This is a genomic window from Bradyrhizobium sp., assembly GCF_035273305.1.
Lineage (GTDB): Bacteria > Pseudomonadota > Alphaproteobacteria > Rhizobiales > Xanthobacteraceae > Bradyrhizobium.
The window spans coordinates 1-20,524 of sequence record NZ_DATEPI010000201.1; the positions used below are offsets into that span (position 1 = coordinate 1).

The window sequence follows — 20,524 nt, forward strand, 5'->3', positions numbered from 1 at the left end:
CTTGACGCCTTTCGGCAGCGTCTTCATGACAGGCAATTCGTAAATCTTCCTGGTGGCGTCGCCGAGCGCGGCGGAGCCGACCAGGTCTGCGGCGACCGTCGCCTGACGTTCCCTGTCGTAGCGATTGATACTGGTCGGGCCCTGATCGAGCTTGATATCGGCGACGACCGACAGCGGCACGCCGCCCTTTTCGCCGTGCAAGCCCAGCGGCACTCGCAATTGCTCGAGCAAAGCGAGATCGCCGCGCGCGGCGTCCTCGAGCTGCACCCGGACCGGCACCAACCGGCCCCCGGCGTCAAACTTCGCCAGCGCGGGGCCGACATCGCCAATGGTGGCGACGCGGATCGTCTGCGACAGGCTTTCGGTCGAGACCCCGAGTCGTGCGGCGAGATCGGCCTTGGGCTGGATGCGCAGCTCGGGGCGATCGAGCGAAGTCTCCGAGATCACATCGGAGATGATCGGGATGCGTTTCATCTGCGTCGCCAATTCGGCGGCGACATTGCTGACGATGTGGCTGTCGTTGCCGGTCACGACCAACGAAATCGCGCGCAGCCCGTTTTCGTCGAGGAACCAATAGCGGATATCGGGCACGTTTTCGAGCTCGCGGCCGATCTCCAGTTCGAGACGGCGCTGCGTGATGTCGCGTTGCGTTTTCGGGGTGTAGTTGATGATCAGCGCGGCGCGGCGCACCTCAAATGTACCCGGCGGCACCCTGCCGCCCTCGACGAACACGCTTCGCACCTCGGGGCGTTTGCGCAACCGCGCGACAATGTCTTCGGTAACGCCCTCGGTGAAATCGAGTTGCGTGCCCGGTGGCAACTCGATCGCCAGCAGCGATCGCGCGGTGTCCTGCGCCGGCAGGAACCCCTGCGGCAACAGCACGATGCTCCAGATCGAGGCCACGAAAATGCCGAAGCCGATCAGCACGGTGATGAAGTAATGCCGCACCGACCAGGTCACGAGTCGGGTGTAGCCCTGCAGCACGCGCCCGGGCGGCGGCGCCGGATGTGGATCGCCCTTGAGGAAATAAGCCGCCAGCACCGGCGTGACAAAACGCGCGGCCAGCAGCGAAAAGAACACCTGCACCGAGACCGTGATGCCGAATTGCTTGAAGAACTGCCCGGCGATCCCCGACATGAAGCTTGCCGGCGCGAAGATCGCGATGATGGTCAGCGAGATCGCGATCACCGCAAGGCCGATTTCGTCGGCCGCCTCCAGGGCTGCGCGATACGGCGACTTGCCCATGCGCATGTGGCGGACGATGTTCTCGATCTCGACAATGGCATCGTCGACCAGAATGCCGGTCGAGAGCGTGATCGCGAGAAAGCTCACCAGGTTGAGCGAAAACCCGAGCAGGTCCATCGCCCAGAATGCAGGAAAGATCGACAGCGGCAGGGAGATCGCGGCGATCATGGTCGCCCGGATGTCGCGCAGGAACAACAGCACGATGATGACCGCGAGAATGGCGCCTTCGAACAAGGTCGAGATCGCGGCCTCATAGTTGCCCTTGGTGTACTCGACAGACGTATCGATCAGCTTGAGGTCCACATCGGGATAGGCCACCTTGAGCGCATCGATCCGCTTCTGCACGGCGGCGGCAACCACGACGTCGCTGGCGCCCTTGGAGCGCTTGATCCCGAGCGCCACCACCGGCTCGCCGTTGAACCGCGCGAAGGTGCGGCGGCCGGCGATGGTGTCGGTAACTGTGCCGAGATCGTCGAGACGAACCTCGCCACCGGCAAACAGCGGAATCATGGTGCCGGCGAGTTCGTTCAGGGTCTTGGCGCCGGCCAGAGTCCGGATCGACTGGTCGTTGTTGCCGATCTCGGCACGCCCGCCGGCGAGATCGACGTTAGTGCCGCGCAGGCTCTGGCTGACATTGACGGCGGTGAGGCCGGCCGCCTGCAGCCGGTCCGGGTCGAGCGACACCAGAATCTCGCGCTCGACACCGCCAATGCGCTCGACCTGCGCCACGCCACGCACGCCCTGCAGCGCGCGTTTGACGACATCGTCGACGAAATAGGACAGCTGCTCGGGCGTCTTGCCGGGCGAGATTGCGGCATAGGTGACGATCGGCAGGCCGATCACGTCGACGCGCTGGATCAGCGGCTCGCTGACGTTCTGCGGCAGGTTGGCGCGCACCCGGGTGACCGCGTCCTTGACGTCGTTCAGCGCCCGGTCGGTGTTGGTCTCGAGCGCGAACTGGATCGTGGTCACCGACAGCCCGTCGGTGATCGCCGACGAAATGTGCCGCACGCCCTCGACGCCGGACACGCCGTCCTCGATGGTTTTGGTGACCTGCGACTCCAGTTCGGCCGGCGCGGCGCCGAATTGCGATACGGCGACCGAGATCACGGGAATGTCGGCGGACGGCAGCCGCGTCACCGCAAGTTTGGTGAAGCTGATCCAGCCCAGCGCCAGCAGCACGATCGAAAACACGACGGAGGGAAGCGGATGGCGGATCGACCATGCCGAGATGTTGAGCGCCATCAGCGTACCCGCGTCCGATCGAGGTCCTCGGCAAAAGTGGTCTTGATCCGGTCGCCATCATGGAGCGAAGAGCCCGCATCGGCGACCACGATTTCGCCGACCTCGAGTCCTTCCAGAATTTCGATGGACGTATCCGACACCAGGCCGATGCGGACTTTACGTGTCTCCACCGTATTGCCCCTGACCACCTGCAGGGTGAGATGGTCGATCGCGGTACGAGGCACGGCGACGCCGCAACTTCGCCTGGCATCGATATTGGCGCGGGCAAAGGTGCCGACCTTGGGCGAGGGATTGCCGCTCAGGGAAATCCGGACATGGCCCAGTTGCGTGGCGCGATCGATCTGCGGCGACACCAGCCGCACCCGGCCGACCAGATCGGGCGCATTGTCGCGGCTTACTCTGACGGTTGCGCCCGGGTTGAGTTTCAGCACATGCACGGCCGGCACCTCGGCGTCCAACTCGATCTCGTTGTTGATCGCAATGCGAAACATCGGCCCACCCTGCGGCGACGCGGGCGCGCCCGCGGCGGTCCTGACTTCGGTGATGAGGCCCCCAGCCGGCGCGCGCAGCGCGATTGCTGCCGTTGGTCTTGATCCCGGCTGCAGCGGCGCAAGGCGGGCCAGCTCTTGATTGTCGGTGACCATCTCGCCTTCGGTCACCAGCAGGTTAGTGACCTTGAGTCCTTCCTGATCGACTCCGGCCACCGCCTCTCGGCGCGGTACAACGAAGCCGGTGCCCCGGACCACATCGGAGAAGCAGGCATTGGCAGATTTTGCCACCACGACCAGCGCGTTACCCGCGCTCTGTTTCGGCTCGGGACGCGAGCGATGTTCGAACCAGTACCACGCGACCGCCAGGACAACGAACACCAGGGCGCCCAATGCTGGCCTGAGGTATCGGGAAAGCATCATCGCCTGATTGATCCAGATTTGCGTGGCACCGCAGGATTGCGTGGTCTCGCCCGGCCGCTATTCGAGAGGGCTTTGCCTTGCACTCAAACTACCTCAGCGCACGCCGTAGTCGGCGTATTCCTTGGCGATATTCGGATCCATCGCTTTGGCATTGGCGATGTCGAGGTCTCCCTCGGCAGTCGCGCCATTGCGCTTTTTGGCAAGGCCTCGCCCGTACAGCGACGATGTCAATCGCGGATTGATCTTGAGCGCGGCATCGAAATCGGCCACCGCGTTCTTGGTCATACCGCTCTTGAGATTGACAAGGCCGCGGCTGTCCAGCGCGTCAACGAAATTGGGGCGCAGCCGAAGCGCCTCGTTGCAATCCTTCAGCGCCGCCTTCAAATCTCCGGTGACGGTGCGCGCCCAGCAGCGATAGTTGAGCGCTTCAACGTCCTTGGGATTGAGGCGGATCGATCCGTCGAAATCCTTGATCGCAAGATCATAGGCCCCTTTGCTGGCATAGACCTGACCGCGCCGATACAGCGCGTTCTGGTCGTCAGGATTGTCAACGAGCCGGGCAGTCAAATTCCTGATCGTCGGATCATCCGCAAGCGCGACCACCGGATGAGCGACCACCGGCGGCTTCTCGATCTTGATCGCGGCCTGCTCGTCGGCAGGCGGAACCTCGGGCTTCGCCGAAGATGGCGATTGCTGGAGCACCAATGATGGCGAGGGCGAGGGTGATGATTGAGGAGGCGTCGATAATGCCGCGATGACCGGAACGGGCGGCCGAGCGGCGGTACCAGGGATGAAAGAAAAATCCTCGGCCAGCGAGGAGGAAATCCACGGCACCTGCTCACCGGCGGAAGCACGGGTGACGCCAACGCGCGTGCGATTGAGCGTCTCTTCCGCCATCAGCTCGGGCACGCGGATTTCTTTGAGCAATTGCTGCACGAACAGACTGTGATCACTGCCATTATCTGAAATCACCGAGGAGAGCGCCGCCGAATACATCACCAAGGTTCCGTTCGGGGCGATCACCGGCGCCAGCCCGGCGGAGAAACTTCGGAAACGACGTTCGAACGGGTTACGCCTGCTGGCATCCACCAGCGCGATCTTCACGCCGGCGCCGCGGCTGTTGAGCTCGCCCAGAACCGTCTCGAGGCTGATGCCGTCGCGGCGGACATCGGCCTCGGTCCAGATCTGGGCGTCGACGGGGATGAGGAAGCTTTGCCGGTTGGACTGGATTCCGAATCCGCTGAAGAAGATCAGCGAAACCGATCCCGGCTTGATCCGGCCGTACAGGCGATCGAAGGCCCGCCGCATCGCATCGCCGCTGAGGTTCTCCCCAATCTCGACATTGAAGCCATTGCGCTTGAGTTCGGCCGCGACATCGCGGGCGTCGTTGATCGGCTCCTTCAGCGGGGCCTCAGCATCGGGATATTTTGAATTGCCGATCACAAGCGCAAAGCGGTCGCCGCGATCCGCGGCGTCCGACGATGCCACCAGCGTGACCGAGATCGTGAAAGCCAGAAGCAATGCGAGTCGAATTCTCATGCCGCGGCGGTCCAGCAAAGGGCGCCGGTTCAGCTCGCGCCCTGATGACCTTACTCTAGGGAATCCGCATTATCAAACCGGCTCCGCTGGCGCTGTCAACTCTCCAAAGCCCTTGTTCATGACGTGGATTGGCGGCAAGCATTGAGCCATTGTGCCCGCCCAGCAGCTGGCCAAACAGAAGAAGTGAGGATCATGGGAAACGCCTACGAGATATATGCGCTGCGCTATGCGACGATGTCGCCGCGCACCCCGCAGCTGAATTTTCTGGTGCCGGATCCGCATGAGACTACCGCGCAAGACCTCGATTATTTCGTTTGGCTGATCCGCGGCAGCGGCCGCGATATTCTGGTCGACACCGGCTTCAATGCCGCTGAAGCACAATCACGGAACCGCAAGCTGACGCTCAATCCCGTCGAGGCGCTGGCGGGCTTCGGCGTCAAGGCCGAGGCTATCAAAGATGTCGTCATCACTCATTTGCACTACGATCACGCCGGCAATCTCGATCTGTTTCCGAATGCCCGGTTTCATTTGCAGGATCGAGAGATGAGCTATGCCACCGGGCGCTGCATGTGCTTCGGCGCGCTGCGGCATCCGTTCTCCGTGGATCACGTGACGCTGATGGTTCGCCATGTCTTCAGCGAGCGCGTTAGTTTTCATTCCGGCGAGGGCGAAGTGGCGCCCGGCGTGACATTGCATCGGGTCGGCGGCCATTCCGATGGCTTGCAGGTCGTGCGGGTCGAGACCGCGCGGGGACCGGTCGTGCTTGCGTCCGACGCGTCGCATTACTATGCCAACATGCATCGCCGTAGCCCGTTTCCGATCGTCTATAATATCGGCGATATGTGCGTGGGCTGGGAAACTGTCGCGCGTCTCGCCGGTCATCCGGATCGAGTCATTCCCGGGCACGACCCGATCGTGACCGAGATTTATCCGCGTGCCAGCGACAAGGTCGACGCGTTTGCGCTGCATCTGCCGCCGTCGCGTTCGTTCGCTAAATAGCCGGTGAAGACCGGAATTTAGCAAAGGACGGTGCTTCTCCCTCAATAGCCTTCCGTCCGGCTTGCTTCCTTGCTGGTCTGCACGAGATCCAGGCTTTTCTCGATCTTGCCAAGTAGGTGGGCGAAATTCCTGCGCTCCCCAGCCGAGAGGCATGACAGGATTTCCTGTTCCCGCCGCAACAGGCGTGGGATCAGTTGCTGGTAAAGTGCTTTTCCTTTCGAGTTCATTCGCAGTTGGAATTCCCGCCGGTCATGCGCATTTTCGACACGCTCGACCAGTTGCCGCGCCATCAACGCGGTCACAGCGCGGCTGATGGTGGATTTGTGGGTCCGGGTGCAATGCGCAATATATTGCGCGCTGCACGCCTCATTGCGGAAGCCGAGCGTCGCGAGTACGCGCCATTCCGGAATGTCCAGTCCATAGCGTTCCCGGTACTCGCTGGATAATGCCGACGAGACCTCGGCAGCCAGCCGGTTCAATCGGAACGGGACAAACTTGAACAGGTCGAGCGCGGCGGGTCTAATGGGCGCGCTCTCGTCGCGGGTCCCGCCAGCGGATTTGCTTGCTGATGCCTTCGGCAAAAATCGCTCCAATTTGAGTTGACGGCGGGGGTCGCAAGCCTAGATAGTTGCATGTGAGACTATTTAGCGAGGAATGAACCGCTTTGCCAGAGCAACCTGAGCGCATCGCGCATTCACAAACCCGGTTTGGCTATCACCGCCATGCCGACCAGGATCGGGCTGGCACCGACCTGGCCGAGCATCCGGTCGTGGTGGTGGGTGCCGGGCCCGTCGGGCTGTCCCTTGCCATCGATCTTGCGCAGCGCGGGCAATCTGTGGTGCTGCTCGATGACGCCGATCGGATCGGAGAAGGCTCGCGCGCGATCTGCTTTTCCAAACGCTCGCTGGAGTACTGGGACCGGCTTGGCGTCGGCGACCGCATGGTCGAAAAAGGCGTGGTGTGGAGCGTCGGCAAAATTTTTCACGGACCGTCTCAGCTCTATCAGTTCAATTTGCTGCCGGAGGAGGGCCACAAGCGGCCGGCATTCATCAACCTCCAGCAATTCTATGCAGAGGCCTACCTGGTGGATCGCGTGCGGCAGCTTCCTGCGATCGATCTGCGCTGGCGCAACAGAGTGATCGCCTTGGAGCGGCGCAATGATGGCATCGTATTGACGATCGAAACGCCGGACGGGCCCTATCGGATGCGCGCGAGCTATGTGATCGCGTGCGACGGCGCGCGTTCGTCCTTGCGACAGATGGTCGGGGCGGAGTTCACCGGGAAAATATTCGAGGATCAGTTTCTGATCGCGGACGTCAGAATGACAGCGGATTTTCCAACCGAGCGCTGGTTTTGGTTCGATCCACCGTTCCATGCCGGGCGCTCTGCGCTGCTGCACAAACAACCGGACGATATTTGGCGCATCGATCTCCAATTGCACCCGGATGCGGACCCGGTGGCTGAAAAGCGGCCAGAAAACGTGAGGCCGCGGATCGAACGGATGCTCGGCCACCAACAATTCGAGTTCGAGTGGATCTCGCTTTACAAATTCCAGTGTCGCCGGATGGAGAAATTCGTTCACGGCCGTGTGGTGTTTGCCGGCGATGCCGCACATCAGGTGTCGCCGTTCGGAGCGCGCGGCGCAAATTCCGGACTGGAGGACGCCGAGAATCTTGCCTGGAAGCTGGATCGCATTCTGAGAAAGCAATCGCCGGAACAACTGCTCGACAGTTATCATCTCGAGCGCAGCGCCGCCGCTGACGAAAACATCCGTGAATCGACCCGCTCGACCGATTTCATGGCACCGAGTTCGCGTCAGGAGGCCCGGTTGCGAACGGCGGTGCTGTCGCTCGCCAGGGAAACCGAATTCGGCAAGCGCATGATCAACGGCGGACGGCTCTCGGTTCCCTCGGTTTATCAATCGCCGCTTTCGACCAGCGATTGCGACCTGTGGAATGCTGGGCCGCAACCGGGCGCTTCGATGCCGGATGCCCCGGTCAGCGGCGATGGCGTTGCGTTCCTGACCGAGGCTTTCATCAAGGTAGGAACACGCTTCACCTTGCTGGAGTTTTGCAATGGTGCCGTCTTGGATGCGCCTGAAGGGATTGGCCGCATTCGTATAGGTGACGGCTTGTCGGACATGGCGGGACTAGCTACGGCACGGTACGACGCCACGCCTGGCGCGGCATATCTGTTACGTCCCGATGGCTACATAGCCGCGCGCTTTCGGCACCCGACACGATCAGCGATCGAGGCCGCGCTGTCGCGGGCAGCTGCCAACTGAGGGGTGATGATGCCACTATCGACCAGCTCGAACTTCGCCAAGCCGGATGATGCGTTTCGCGCCATCGTCGAGGCGCATCGTGGATTGAGCGACGAGCAAAGCGCCGATCTGGATGCGGCGCTGGTGCTGATTCTTGCCAACCACATCGGCGATCTCGATGTGCTTTGCCAAGCGCTGGCGCTCGCCAAGCGCCGGATCACCGATGCCAGCCAACAACAACAGCAGCAGCAACAACAATGAACGCAAGGAAACGGGATTGATGGCCAAGGGTTTCGCGTCCACGACTGACCTCTCGGAGAAGCAAATCACCTTCTCGGAGATCGGCACTGATCTCTATGCCTTCACTGCAGAGGGTGATCCCAATTCCGCTGTCATCGTTGGCGAGGACGGCTGCATGGTGTTCGACGCGCAGGCGACGCCCGCGATGGCGAGCAAGGTGATCGAGCGCGTGCGCCGCGTAACGGACAAGCCGATCAAATATGTGGTGCTGTCGCACTATCACGCGGTCCGGGTGCTCGGCGCCTCGGCATACAAAGCCGAAGGGATCGTCGCTTCGCAAGAAACCCATCGCCTGATCAATGAGCGCGGCCAGCGGGATTGGGATTCCGAGTACGGCCGCTTTCCCCGCCTGTTCCAGGATGCCGAGAGCATCCCGGGCCTCACTTGGCCGACACTGACGTTCGAAGGCGAGATGTCGATTTATCTGGGAAGACGCGAGGTACGTCTGATGCAACTGGGCGCAGGGCATACCTCCGGAGATATCGTCGCATGGGTGCCGGATGCCGAGGTGATGTTTTCCGGCGACCTGATCGAGTACCATTCGGCCTGCTATTGCGGCGATGCGCATTTGCGCGAATGGCCGGCGACGCTGAACGAAATTCGCGCTTTCAATCCCAAGGCGATCGCGCCCGGGCGGGGCGACGCCCTCAAAGGGCTCTCGACCGGACGCGAAGCGATCGCAATGACGCGCGATTTCGTCACTACGCTCTATGGCGCGGCGGAAGTCTCAGTCGCCAAGGGGCGCGATCTCAAGCAGACGATGGCGGCGGCGCGCGAGGTGATGGACCCGAAATTTTCGAAGTTTGCAATTTACGAGCACTGCCTGCCTTTCAACGTGTCGCGCGCTTTCGACGAAGCATCCGGAATTGATGACCCGGTGATCTGGACAGCCGAACGGGATCAGGAAATGTGGGCTGCCTTGCAAGGAGGATGACCATGAACATCAACACCTCACCTGATGTGATCAGCCGCAGCAATGTCAATATCACTCCGGGCTACATGTCGGGGTTCGGCAACAGTTTCGAGACCGAAGCGCTACCCGGCGCCTTGCCGATCGGGCGCAATTCGCCACAGCGTTGCGCGTACGGGCTCTACGCTGAGCAGCTCTCCGGTTCGCCGTTCACCGCGCCGCGTGGCAGCAATGAACGATCATGGCTCTATCGGATCCGTCCATCAGTGAAGCACTCGGGACGTTTCGACAAGGTCGATGCCGGTTTGTGGCGGACCGCCCCGTGCCACGAGCATGAGATCATGGTTTCGCAACTACGTTGGGACCCGACTCCGATCCCTCAGGCCGAGATGACCTTCCTGCAAGGCGTCCAGACTATGACGACGGCGGGAGACGCAAATACCCAGGCAGGTATGGCCGCGCACGTCTATCTCATTACCAAATCAATGGTGGATCAGCATTTCTATAATGCCGACGGCGAGATGATGTTCGTTCCGCAGCTTGGTAAGTTGCGCTTCGTTACCGAGTTCGGCCGGATCGATGCCGAGCCCGGTGAAATCGTCGTGATCCCGCGCGGCGTCAAGTTCCGCGTTGAGATCACCGCAGGTCCTGCGCGGGGTTACATTTGCGAGAATTATGGCGGCGCATTCACATTGCCGGAGCGCGGTCCGATCGGCGCCAATTGCCTCGCGAATGCGCGCGACTTCCTCACTCCGGTTGCAAGTTATGAAGACAAGGACACGCCGACGGAATTATTCGTCAAATGGGGCGGTTCGCTGTTCGCGACTAAGTTGCCGCATTCGCCGATGGACGTGGTGGCGTGGCACGGCAATTACGCGCCCTATAAATACGATTTGCGGACGTTCTCACCGGTTGGCGCGATCGGATTTGACCACCCGGATCCTTCGATCTTCAGCGTGCTGACCTCTCCGTCGGAAACCGCCGGGACCGCCAACATCGATTTCGTGATCTTCCCGGAGCGCTGGGCTGTGGCGGAAAATACTTTCCGTCCGCCCTGGTATCACATGAACATCATGTCGGAGTTCATGGGGCTGATCTATGGGGTCTATGATGCCAAGCCGCAAGGCTTCACTCCGGGAGGCATGAGCCTGCATAACATGATGCTGCCACACGGGCCCGACCGCGATGCTTTCGACCACGCGACGAATTCGGAATTGAAGCCGGTCAAGTTGACGGGCACCATGGCCTTCATGTTCGAAACGCGTTATCCGCAGCGTGTCACCACGCATGCAGCAAAATCGTCAACACTGCAGGACGACTACGCCGATTGCTGGAAAGGACTGGAGAAACGGTTCGATCCGAACCGGCCGTGAGCTGGCGCGATTTCATTGCGATCGTTCGCCCGAATGACGAACCGGAACATGAGCAAGGATACACGGTGGCCCATCCCAACGATGTCACGCTTCGATCCTTTATTCCGGTAGATACGGCCTCGGATTTTCCGATACAGAACCTGCCCTATGGGGTGTTTTCTACGTCGGAGTCTACAACCCCCCGCGTCGGAGTCGCGATCGGCGACAGCATTCTCGATCTCGCCGTTCTGGAAAACGAAGGGTTGATCGATCTCGCGCCTGCACGTGACATTTTCGCACAAGCTTCGATCAATGCATTCATGGGCCTGGGAGCGGAGGCGTGGTCACGCACCCGCGCGCGGATCAGCGAATTGCTACGCCACGACAATCCAGAACTGCGCGAGAACGAGCTTTTGCGCAGTCGCGCGCTGGTTCCGATGGCTCGGGCTAAACTTCATTTGCCGATCACTGTCGCCGGCTACACCGATTTCTATTCGTCAAGGGAGCACGCCACCAACGTCGGCGTCATGTTCCGCGGCAAGGACAATGCGCTGCAGCCGAACTGGCTGCACATGCCGATCGCCTATAACGGCCGCGCGTCCACCGTGGTTGTCTCAGGGACTAAAATTCGTCGGCCCCGCGGTCAACTGAAGCCGCCGGATGCGAAGCTGCCAAGCTTCGGTCCCTGCAAGCGGCTGGATTTTGAATTGGAAATGGGAGTGGTGATCGGTCAGCCCTCGGCCATGGGTGAGATGCTGACCGAAAGGCAGGCTGAAGAGATGATCTTTGGCTTCGTGCTGCTGAACGATTGGAGCGCGCGTGACATCCAGCAGTGGGAGTATGTGCCGCTCGGGCCATTTCAAGCCAAAGCGTTTGCAACCTCGATCGGTCCATGGGTGGTTACGCGCGAGGCGCTGCAAGCTTTCCGGCTTCATGGGCCGGTGCAGGACCCGACGCCCTTGCCATATCTGCGCCAGGTGCAGCCGAACAACTACGATCTGCACCTCGATGTGACGTTGCGTGCGGCGCAGATGAATGCGGCGGTGCGTATCTGCCAGACCAATTTCAAGTACATGTACTGGTCGTCAGTGCAGCAACTGGTGCATCACGCGTCATCCGGCTGCGCCATGAATATCGGCGATCTGTTGGGCAGCGGTACCGTCAGCGGGCCGGACAAGCATCAGCGGGGCAGCCTGCTCGAACTCTCGTGGAACGGCACCGAGCCAGTGGAGCTCGCGGGTGACATCACGCGGAGCTTTCTCGAAGACGGCGATTGCCTGGCATTTCATGGCTGGTGCGAGGCGGAGGGTTATCGCGTCGGATTCGGCGAGGTCGAGGGCACGATCTTGCCGGCGGAATGACCATGGCGAAGGTCAACGTCTCCTGGGTGGGATGGTCCTGATCGCTGGCGAATGGACCGCGATATCCTGCGGGCTGTAGGACAGGTCGCGCGCGCTTAAGGAAGGGAGGACGTTTGTCGGTGGAGAGCCCGGGCCGTCCTGCTGCAAGCGCCAAAGGGAACGCGGCGGATGGTTACGCCTGTCCTTTCCAGGCAGCCGTCACTTCAACTATATCCGCGCTGGCAGGTTCACGAATGGCTGATGGGGTGCGAGAAAACCGCGGCGCTGGTCCCGGCTGGGTGACGCCATGACGGCTGACAAAGATTTTCCGAGCCGCCATATGCGGATGATGTGGCGCCTCCGCCATGGTCAGAACTGGCGCAAAGCAGACGTCGGTACCTTCCATGATCTTGCACCACTCCTCGCGGGTCTTGGTCTTGAAGACCTGGACAAGCTTTTGCTTCAGTTCTGGCCAGGCCTTGCGATCCATCTGGGCGTCGAAGCTGGTATCGGTCAGCCCTGCATGCCGACGCAGCAAAGCATAGAACTGCGGTTCGATCGAACCAATCGAGACGAAGTTGCCGCAGGCGCATTCATAGACGCCGTAGAAATGCGCGCCGCCATCCAGGAAATTGCTTTCGCGGCCTTCAATCCAGCGGCCCATGGCGGTCATATCGAAAAACATTGACATCAGCGACGCGGCGCCGTCGCACATCGCAGCATCCACTACCTGGCCCTTGCCGGATTTTTTTGATTCCAGAAGTGCGGCGAGCACGCCGACCACCAGGTAAAGCGCGCCGCCGCCAAAATCTCCGACCAGATTGAGCGGCGGCACCGGCTTTTGCTCGGTACCGATCGCGGCAAGTGCGCCGGTCACCGAGATATAATTGATGTCGTGGCCGGCGGCCTGCGCCAGCGGACCCTCCTGACCCCATCCGGTCATGCGTCCATAGACCAGACGCGGATTGCGGGCCTGCACCACGTCCGGCCCAAGCCCAAGCCTTTCCATGACGCCAGGGCGAAAGCCTTCGATCAACGCGTCAGCATGAGCAAGCAGATCAAGTACCTGCGCGATCGAAGCCTTGTCCTTGAGATCGAGTTCGACCACCTTGCGCCCGCGCCCAGCGACGGATTTGAGGTTTTTCCTGGCGCCGACCCGATCGAGCGTCAGCACTTCCGCGCCCATGTCCGCGAGCAGCATGCAAGCAAAAGGACCTGGCCCGATCCCGGCAAATTCGACAATGCGAACGCCGGTGAGCGGTCCGCTGGCGGGCTGCGTTGAAGCGCCGGTTTCGGAGTGGGTGATGGCGTCGGTCACGGCAGTCATCCGTTCATGTTAGTTCGAGCTTGCTTTGGGTTGGTGCCGCAAGGGATCGCTGAGCGTCACCTTGGCGGCATCGGCCCACAGCTTTGCATTCTGCTTCTGACGTTCGGTTCCAGTGCCGTCTTCGGCGATCTTGCGTCCAAGCGCGACGTAAACGGGAATCTCCTCATCGCGCATCGGCTTCATGGCCTGTTTGCGCGCCATGGCCTTTTCGACGTAAGGCGCGAGTTCTTGCTGTTTTTTCTCTTCGCGCTCGATTTCGCGTGAACGAAATTCCGGCATGACATCTTTAGCAAACAGCTCCAAGGCTTCGCAAATGTGCTCGTGCTTGTTGCGTCCGCCCTGTTGGATGAAGACGGTCTGGTCGACGCCGGATTGCTCGAAGTGCCGCAGATGTGTCCGCAACTGCTCGGGCGTGCCGATGCCGTGGTCGGCGCCGGCCGGAGGTAACGCGTGTCGCGCTTTTTCAAAGTTGGCCCAAATATCCGTGCGGCCGGGCTTGTGCTCACCGAATACATAGTGATGCGCCAGGCCGTAACGGAAGAACCGCAAGCCATCTTCACCCCGCCGACGGGATTCCATTTCATCGCGATGTACTGAGAAACCTGTCACCATCGCGACATTTGGGTTGACCGCATGCCCGATCGGCACGCATTCCTCCTTGAAGATGCGGTAATAATCGTCGACCCATTGGCGGGCTTCGCGGGGATCGACAAACGCGAACGTCAGCGCACCGATACCGTGGCGCGCAGCCATCTTGATGGTTTCCCGGTTAGAACAGGCCACCCAGAGCGGTGGATGCGGCTTCTGCAGCGGCTTGGGTACTACATTGCGGCACGGCATCTCGAAGAATTCACCTTTGAAACCCGGGTAAGGATTCATCGCCATCATGTTGGTGCATTGTTCGACGCCCTCTTTCCACATCCGGCGCTTTTCCACCGGGTCGAAGCCGACGTTGAAGCCGCCGAGCTCCATCACTGAAGCGCTCTCTCCGGTGCCGAATTCAACACGGCCGTTGGAGACGAGGTCGAGCGTGGCGATCCGCTCCGCGACCCGCGCCGGGTGATTGTATTTCGGTGGCATCAGGCAGATGCCGTGGCCGAGGCGAATGTTCCTGGTGCGTTGCGAGCACGCCGCGAGAAATATCTCAGGCGCTGAGGAATGCGAATATTCCTCGAGAAAATGATGCTCGACTTCCCATGCGTAATCGATCCCGAGCTTATCGGCGAGCTCAACCTGATCTAAAGCCTCCTGAAACAGCTTGGCTTCATCGCCTTCGTTCCAGGGCCGCGGAAGCTGATGTTCGTAGAAAACGCCGAATTTCATGGGCTCTCCCGGCGGGACGCCTGTCGGCGAAATTGTCTAACTTGGCGGGTAGGGTGGCAAGCGTCTTTTTTGCCAAACGGCAGAGGCAGCGGCGCGAGCGCGCGCGCGTCGGGTCAAGCCGAGCAAATTGCGATCAGCCTGCGGCGATCACCGCGCGCTGTGCCATCACCTTAATCAGGTTGGCGCGATACGACGACGAGCCGTGGATATCGGTCAAAAGGCCGTCCGCAGATATTTTGACATTATCGAGTGCGCCAGGCGACCAGTTGGCTTTCAGTGCCGCCTCGATCGCCGGCACCCGCATCACACCGTTTTGCGACGCGCCGGTGGCGGCGGCGCGGACGTCGCCGGATTTTGTCTTGGTCACGAAAACTGCGGTGAGCGCGAAACGCGAGGCCGGATGGCGCATCTTCGAGTAACCTGCTTTGGCCGGAATCGGAAATGAGATCGCAGTAATGATCTCGCCGTCCTCAAGCGCGGTCGCGAACAGGCCCTTGAAGAAATCGTCCGCCGATATTGAACGCTTGTTGGTCTTCACCGTTGCGTCGAGCGCCACCACGGCCGCCGGAAAATCAGCCGCCGGATCGTTATTGGCGATCGAGCCGCCGATGGTGCCGCGATAGCGAACTTGGGGGTCGCCGAGCACGGAAACGAGATGCACGAGCGCGGGGATCGCCTTCTTCGCATCCGCACTCCGCAGGATATCGAAATAGGTGGTCGCGGCCTTGATGGTCAAGGCATCGTCCGACAGCTCGATTCCGACAAGTTCCTTGATCTTGCTGAGATCGATCACGTCCGATGGCGAGGCCAGCCGCTGCTTCATCACCGGGATCAAAGTGTGGCCGCCGGCGAGATACTTGGATTCCGATCCCCTGGCGAACAGCGCGGCGGCTTCATCGACGCTCGACGGACGGTGATACGTAGTCTGATACATGACGCGTTTTCCTGATTTCTATTTCTGGCGGTCTTTTCACCCGAATTTAGTCTCGCGTTTACGCGTTGCCCTGAATGGCGTGCCACACGCGGTCGGGGGTCGCAGGCATCTCCAGCCTGTTGTTGCCGATCGCATCTGTAATCGCATTGATCACGGCCGCGGACGCGCCGATCGCACCTGCTTCACCGCAACCTTTGACCCCGAGCGGATTACCCGGACACAGGGTTGTGGTGTGGTTCAGCTTGAACGAGGGCAGATCGTCGGCACGCGGCATGGTGTAATCCATGAACGACGCAGTCACGAGCTGGCCGCTGGAGTCATAGACCGCACCTTCGAGCAGCGCCTGGCCGATCCCTTGCGCAAGCCCGCCATGCACCTGGCCTTCGACGATCATTGGATTGATCAGCCGGCCGAAGTCGTCGGCTGCGACGAAATTGACAAAGCTGGTTTTTCCAGTGCCTGGATCAACCTCGAGTTCGCAGATGTAAGCGCCGGCCGGGAAGGTGAAGTTGCTGGGATCGTAGAATGCGCCCTCCTTCAGTCCCGGCTCCATCCCATCCGGCAGGTTGTGCGCAGTGTAGGCGGCGAGCGCCACCATCGGCAGCGCGATCGTCTTGTCGGTGCCGGTGACCTTGAATTCTCCATTCTCGATAACGATGTCGTCCTCGGATGCTTCGAGCTGATGCGCCGCGATCTTCTTGGCCTTCGATTCAACCTTCTCCATCGCCTTGAGAATGGCGGTCAGGCCAACAGCAGCCGAGCGGGAGCCATAAGTGCCCATGCCGAACTGAACCTTGTCGGTGTCGCCATGCACGATCTGTACCTGGCTGATCGGAACGCCCAGCCGCTCCGCCACCAATTGGCAGAACGTTGTCTCGTGGCCTTGGCCATGGCTGTGCGATCCCGTCAGGATTTCGATCGTGCCGACCGGATTGACGCGGACCTCGGCGGATTCCCACAGGCCCACTCCGGCGCCGAGGCTGCCGACCGCCTTTGAAGGCGCGATGCCGCAAGCCTCGATGTAGCAGGAGAAGCCGATGCCGCGAAGCTTGCCTTCTCTCTTCGCCTTATCTTTGCGCGCCGGGAAACCGGCATAGTCGATCGCCTTCATCGCCGCGTCGAGCGAAGCTCCGAAATCGCCGATGTCATAGGCCATGATGACGGGCGTCTGGTGCGGGAAGTTGGTGATGAAATTCTTGCGGCGCAACTCGCCCGGATCGACTTTCAACTGACGGGCCGCTGTCTCCATCAGGCGTTCCACAACAAAGCTTGCTTCAGGACGGCCGGCGCCGCGATAGGCGTCGACCGGGACGGTGTTGGTGTAAACGCTGATCACCTCGGCGAAAATATTCGGAATGTTGTATTGGCCCGACAGCAGCGTCGCATAAAGATAGGTCGGCACCGATGATGAGAATAGCGACATGTACGCGCCGAGGTTGGCGTAAGTCTTGACGCGCAGCCCGGTGGTTTTATTGCTGGCATCAAATGCCATTTCGGCCTTGGTGAGGTGATCGCGGCCATGCGCGTCGGTCAGGAACGCCTCGGAGCGGTCGCCGGTCCACTTCACCGGACGGCGCACCTTCTTGGAGGCCCATAACGCCACCATCTCTTCGGGGTAGATGAAGATCTTCGATCCGAACCCGCCGCCGACATCGGGCGCGACGACGCGCAACTTATGCTCCTGCGCTATATTGTAGAAGGCAGACAGCACCAGCCGAGCGACATGCGGATTCTGCGACGTCGTATATAATGTAAAATGCTCCTCCGCTTCGTTGTATTCCGCGATAGCGGCGCGAGGCTCCATCGCATTTGGCACCAGACGGTTGTTGGTGATGTCGAGGGAAACGACATTGGCGGCGGACTTGAAAGCCGCGTCGGTCGCGGCCTCATCGCCGAGCGTCCAATCATAGATCACGTTACCCGGTGCTTCAGGGTGCAATTGCGGCGCGCCGGCCTTGATTGCCGCGCGAATATCCGGGACCGCGGGCAGTTCTTCGTAATCGACCACTACGGCTTCCGCGGCATCGCGCGCCTGATTTTTGGTCTCGGCGATGACAACCGCGACCGCCTGTCCGACGAAACGAACCGTCTCCGGCGCCATCGCCGGCCACGCCCCCATTTTCATCCCCGTTCCGTCCTTGGAGGTGATCGCCCAACCGCAGATGAGATTACCGATCTTGTCGTCGACAATCTCTTTGCCGGTCAGCACACCGACCACTCCCGGCATCTTTGCTGCCGCCGAGGTGTCGATGCTCCTTATTTTCGCATGCGCGTGTGGGCTGCGGACGAATTGGGCAAAGGTCATGCCCACGAGCTTGATATCGTCGACGTAACGCCCCTTGCCCGTAATGAAACGGCGGTCTTCCTTGCGAACAACGCTGGCGCCGATACCTTCTACACCCATCTCATGTCTCCCTATCGGGCCACATCATCTGCGCGGAAATCTGGAAGGCGCGGATCGCAGCCAATTGCTTGAACGTGGTTTCTGACCGGCCGATCAGGATCATTCGGCAGCTTGCGCGACCTTCATGCGGCCAGCCGCGTCGAGCACCGACTTGACGATGTTATGGTAGCCGGTGCAGCGGCAGATGTTGCCTTCCAGCTCCTGGCGAACGGTGTCCTCGTCGAGCTTGCCGCCATAGCGATTGACGATGTCTATCGCCGACATGATCATGCCCGGCGTGCAGTATCCGCACTGCAGTCCGTGGTTATCGCGGAAGGCGGCCTGCATCGGATGCAGTTCGTCGCCTTTCGAGATGCCCTCGATCGTGACAACGTTGGAGCCGCTGGCCTGACCTGCCAACACAGTGCAAGATTTGACCGCCTGGCCCTCGATGTGCACGACGCACGCGCCGCACTGGCTGGTGTCGCAGCCGACATGCGTTCCGGTCAGGTTGAGATTGTCGCGCAAAAGCTGGACAAGAAGAGTCCGGTCTTCGACGTCGGCGGCAACCGCCCTGCCGTTCACCGTCAATTTGACTGTAGGCACGCTCGATACCTCCCCATACTTTTTTAATTGACGCGATTAGAAGCACGGGAAGCCGACTTTGCAACTAGGAATTTGGTCGCGTAAGTCACCGTAAAGTCATCATCTGAAATGCGGCTCGGCCGCATCGCCAAATCCGCTTGCGGATCGAACCGCTGGGATCGCGCCGTTTGCGGCGACCGTGCGCGAGGGGCCCAACCCAGCGATGGCAGCCGCGGCAAGGGCAGCGATGGAGGTTTACAACTGGGTCGCCGGACCGAAGACGGCTGCAAATTTACTCACCTTTATGGTTTCTGCTCTAATTTTCGGCAACGGATCGGGAAGGCTGGGCTTCCTGGCCCGTTTTTGTTCGGAATGAAGGCTGGGGAGGCGACGGGTGGGTTCGCAATCGGTATCGCTAAAACTCCCGACGTTGCGCTTCCGCGGCAAAGTCATGCTCGGTTTTTCGGTCGTGCTGGCGATCACAGCCATCAGCATGGGCATTGCCTATCTCGGATTCGAGCGTGTCTCTTCGGGCGTCGCGACCTATCGCAACAGCGTTTCGGAAGCCGACCTGGCGCGCAATATCGATCGGGAGCTGATTTCATACCGTGGGCTGGCGCGTTATTATGTTGTGACCGGAAACGAGGACGACGCTGCGGCGGCACTGGCTGTCGAGCCCAAACTGAAAGACGCCATCAGTCAGGCAATGACAGACACGACCAATTCGGCGCGGCTGGATCAGGTCACGCGACTGGGTCGCGAATTCCAGGCCTTCAGCAAGATCTTTGCCGACATCCTGAAGGTCAAGCGCGAGAGTGCGCAGGTGGCGAAGAATCAGCTTGCGCGGAGTGCCAACATGCTGCGCTACAAGCTCGATGATCTGCCCAGCAATGCCCGTGATGAAGAGATTCAGGGCATCCAGTTCGGTATCAAAAAGGTCATCGATCAGTTCCAATCCGTGACGGCGCTCGCCAATAATTTCGTCGTCAATTCCGACCAGACCGTCGCCAGCAGCGCACTTGCACGACTGGTATTCGTCCAAAACGCGCTGCACGCAGTATCCTCGACGGATGAGAAAATCGTGCAAGGCCTCAAGGAAGCTTCCACACTGTTCGAGGAGTACCGGCAGGCGCTAGCCAAACTGATCGAGAACTCGAAGTCCGTTGCTGAGCTGGTTGCTCAATTGAATGAGTCTGCGGCGGCAATCGTCAAGGGCGCCGGCGCAATGAAGGCGGACCTGGTTTCGGAGCAGCGAAGGCTTGAGGCGGAATCGGACGCGACAATAGCCAAAACCGAGCGGCTGATCCTGATGCTCGCGGCTGGCAGCTTCCTGCTCGGCGGAGTTCTGGCCGTCCTGCTTGGCAAGGGGATTTCCCGCCCGATGATCGAGATGTGCAAGGCGATGCGCAAACTCGCCAGCGGCAATTTCGAAATTGTGCTGCCCGGGCTCGGGCGCAAAGACGAACTCGGCGAAATGGCGGCGGCGGTGGAAGAGTTCAAGATGCAGGCGATTGCCAAAGCCGAACGCGACGCCGCGGCGCAGGATGCCCAGAATAGGGCAAGCAGCGCTGCTCGCCGAGCCGAGCTCATTCGTTTTGCCGACGAATTCGAAGCGGCCGTAGGATCCATCGTGTCGAACGTCTCGGCATCCGCCGTCCAGCTCGAAGACGCGGCCGGTACATTGACGCGGACCGCGGACACCACCCAGAGTCTCTCCACCCAGGTTGCCGGCGCGTCCGAGGAGGCGTCCAGCAACATGCAGTCAGTGGCGACGGCGACGGAGGAACTTTCCGCCTCCGTCGATGAAATCGGCAGGCGGGTACGCGATTCCAATCGGATCGCGGAGGCTGCCGTCCTTCATGCACAGC

The 20,524-nt window shown here is 60.7% G+C and carries 16 protein-coding genes; 7 read left to right on the plus strand and 9 right to left on the minus strand.

Annotated features, from left to right (window positions below; genetic code table 11):
* From VJV58_RS13680 to VJV58_RS13690, 3 genes are all read right to left on the minus strand, one after another.
* Positions 1-2,490, minus strand: a 2,490-nt coding sequence (locus VJV58_RS13680; protein ID WP_324137889.1) for an efflux RND transporter permease subunit, incomplete at its 3' end; no start/stop codon positions are given.
* Positions 2,490-3,401, minus strand: coding sequence for an efflux RND transporter periplasmic adaptor subunit (locus tag VJV58_RS13685; protein WP_324137892.1), 912 nt, complete (start codon positions 3,399-3,401; stop codon positions 2,490-2,492). The genes VJV58_RS13685 and VJV58_RS13680, both read right to left, overlap by 1 nt.
* Before the next feature lie 93 nt (positions 3,402-3,494).
* Positions 3,495-4,940: a caspase family protein gene (locus VJV58_RS13690; protein ID WP_324137893.1), complete on the minus strand. Its 1,446-nt coding sequence runs from the start codon at positions 4,938-4,940 to the stop codon at positions 3,495-3,497.
* Between the two features lie 192 nt (positions 4,941-5,132).
* On the opposite strand from VJV58_RS13690, the gene VJV58_RS13695 reads away from it, so the two are divergent.
* Positions 5,133-5,939 carry an N-acyl homoserine lactonase family protein gene (locus VJV58_RS13695; RefSeq protein WP_324137894.1) on the plus strand — a complete coding sequence of 269 codons (807 nt, stop codon included), beginning with the start codon at positions 5,133-5,135 and terminating at the stop codon, positions 5,937-5,939.
* A gap of 41 nt (positions 5,940-5,980) precedes the next feature.
* Here the strand turns inward: VJV58_RS13695 and VJV58_RS13700 are convergent, their stop codons facing one another.
* Positions 5,981-6,463, minus strand: a complete 483-nt coding sequence (locus VJV58_RS13700; RefSeq protein ID WP_324137903.1) for a MarR family winged helix-turn-helix transcriptional regulator — start codon at positions 6,461-6,463, stop codon at positions 5,981-5,983.
* A 140-nt stretch (positions 6,464-6,603) separates the two neighbouring features.
* Between VJV58_RS13700 and VJV58_RS13705 the strand changes: the two genes are divergently transcribed.
* From VJV58_RS13705 to fahA, 5 genes are all read left to right on the plus strand, one after another.
* Positions 6,604-8,223, plus strand: a complete 1,620-nt coding sequence (locus VJV58_RS13705; protein WP_324137895.1) for an FAD-dependent oxidoreductase — start codon at positions 6,604-6,606, stop codon at positions 8,221-8,223.
* Between the two features lie 9 nt (positions 8,224-8,232).
* Positions 8,233-8,463 carry a DUF2783 domain-containing protein gene (locus VJV58_RS13710; protein ID WP_324137896.1) on the plus strand — a complete coding sequence of 77 codons (231 nt, stop codon included), beginning with the start codon at positions 8,233-8,235 and terminating at the stop codon, positions 8,461-8,463.
* A 19-nt stretch (positions 8,464-8,482) separates the two neighbouring features.
* Positions 8,483-9,436: an MBL fold metallo-hydrolase gene (locus tag VJV58_RS13715; RefSeq protein ID WP_324137904.1), complete on the plus strand. Its 954-nt coding sequence runs from the start codon at positions 8,483-8,485 to the stop codon at positions 9,434-9,436.
* Positions 9,437-9,438: 2 nt separating this feature from the next.
* Complete coding sequence (hmgA, locus tag VJV58_RS13720; RefSeq protein WP_324137897.1) at positions 9,439-10,785, plus strand: homogentisate 1,2-dioxygenase; 1,347 nt, start codon at positions 9,439-9,441, stop codon at positions 10,783-10,785.
* 65 nt (positions 10,786-10,850) lie between these two features.
* On the plus strand, positions 10,851-12,125 hold the full coding sequence (fahA, locus tag VJV58_RS13725; protein WP_324137905.1) for a fumarylacetoacetase: 1,275 nt from the start codon (positions 10,851-10,853) through the stop codon (positions 12,123-12,125).
* 172 nt (positions 12,126-12,297) lie between these two features.
* Here fahA and VJV58_RS13730 read toward each other — a convergent pair whose 3' ends face one another.
* The 5 genes from VJV58_RS13730 to VJV58_RS13750 all read right to left on the minus strand — a co-directional run bounded on the left by VJV58_RS13730 (position 12,298) and on the right by VJV58_RS13750 (position 18,677).
* On the minus strand, positions 12,298-13,422 hold the full coding sequence (locus tag VJV58_RS13730) for a CaiB/BaiF CoA-transferase family protein (protein WP_324137898.1): 1,125 nt from the start codon (positions 13,420-13,422) through the stop codon (positions 12,298-12,300).
* A gap of 18 nt (positions 13,423-13,440) precedes the next feature.
* Positions 13,441-14,754, minus strand: a complete 1,314-nt coding sequence (locus VJV58_RS13735) for an LLM class flavin-dependent oxidoreductase (RefSeq protein ID WP_324137899.1) — start codon at positions 14,752-14,754, stop codon at positions 13,441-13,443.
* 133 nt (positions 14,755-14,887) lie between these two features.
* Complete coding sequence (locus tag VJV58_RS13740) at positions 14,888-15,688, minus strand: xanthine dehydrogenase family protein subunit M (RefSeq protein ID WP_324137900.1); 801 nt, start codon at positions 15,686-15,688, stop codon at positions 14,888-14,890.
* 58 nt (positions 15,689-15,746) lie between these two features.
* Entirely contained in the window at positions 15,747-18,092 is a 2,346-nt protein-coding gene (locus VJV58_RS13745) for a xanthine dehydrogenase family protein molybdopterin-binding subunit (protein ID WP_324137901.1), read from the minus strand.
* 99 nt (positions 18,093-18,191) lie between these two features.
* Positions 18,192-18,677 carry a (2Fe-2S)-binding protein gene (locus VJV58_RS13750; protein ID WP_324137902.1) on the minus strand — a complete coding sequence of 162 codons (486 nt, stop codon included), beginning with the start codon at positions 18,675-18,677 and terminating at the stop codon, positions 18,192-18,194.
* Between the two features lie 430 nt (positions 18,678-19,107).
* On the opposite strand from VJV58_RS13750, the gene VJV58_RS13755 reads away from it, so the two are divergent.
* Positions 19,108-20,524, plus strand: a 1,417-nt coding sequence (locus VJV58_RS13755; RefSeq protein ID WP_324137906.1) for a HAMP domain-containing protein, incomplete at its 3' end; no start/stop codon positions are given.

What these genes read in the sequence shown, in the direction of transcription:
- VJV58_RS13695 (WP_324137894.1), top strand. Translation starts at nt 5,133, where the DNA reads ATGGGAAACGCCTACGAGATATATGCGCTGCGCTATGCGACGATGTCG.
- VJV58_RS13685 (WP_324137892.1), bottom strand. Translation starts at nt 3,401, where the DNA reads ATGATGCTTTCCCGATACCTCAGGCCAGCATTGGGCGCCCTGGTGTTC.
- VJV58_RS13690 (WP_324137893.1), bottom strand. Translation starts at nt 4,940, where the DNA reads ATGAGAATTCGACTCGCATTGCTTCTGGCTTTCACGATCTCGGTCACG.
- hmgA (WP_324137897.1), top strand. Translation starts at nt 9,439, where the DNA reads ATGAACATCAACACCTCACCTGATGTGATCAGCCGCAGCAATGTCAAT.
- VJV58_RS13740 (WP_324137900.1), bottom strand. Translation starts at nt 15,688, where the DNA reads ATGTATCAGACTACGTATCACCGTCCGTCGAGCGTCGATGAAGCCGCC.
- VJV58_RS13735 (WP_324137899.1), bottom strand. Translation starts at nt 14,754, where the DNA reads ATGAAATTCGGCGTTTTCTACGAACATCAGCTTCCGCGGCCCTGGAAC.
- VJV58_RS13745 (WP_324137901.1), bottom strand. Translation starts at nt 18,092, where the DNA reads ATGGGTGTAGAAGGTATCGGCGCCAGCGTTGTTCGCAAGGAAGACCGC.
- VJV58_RS13710 (WP_324137896.1), top strand. Translation starts at nt 8,233, where the DNA reads ATGCCACTATCGACCAGCTCGAACTTCGCCAAGCCGGATGATGCGTTT.
- VJV58_RS13715 (WP_324137904.1), top strand. Translation starts at nt 8,483, where the DNA reads ATGGCCAAGGGTTTCGCGTCCACGACTGACCTCTCGGAGAAGCAAATC.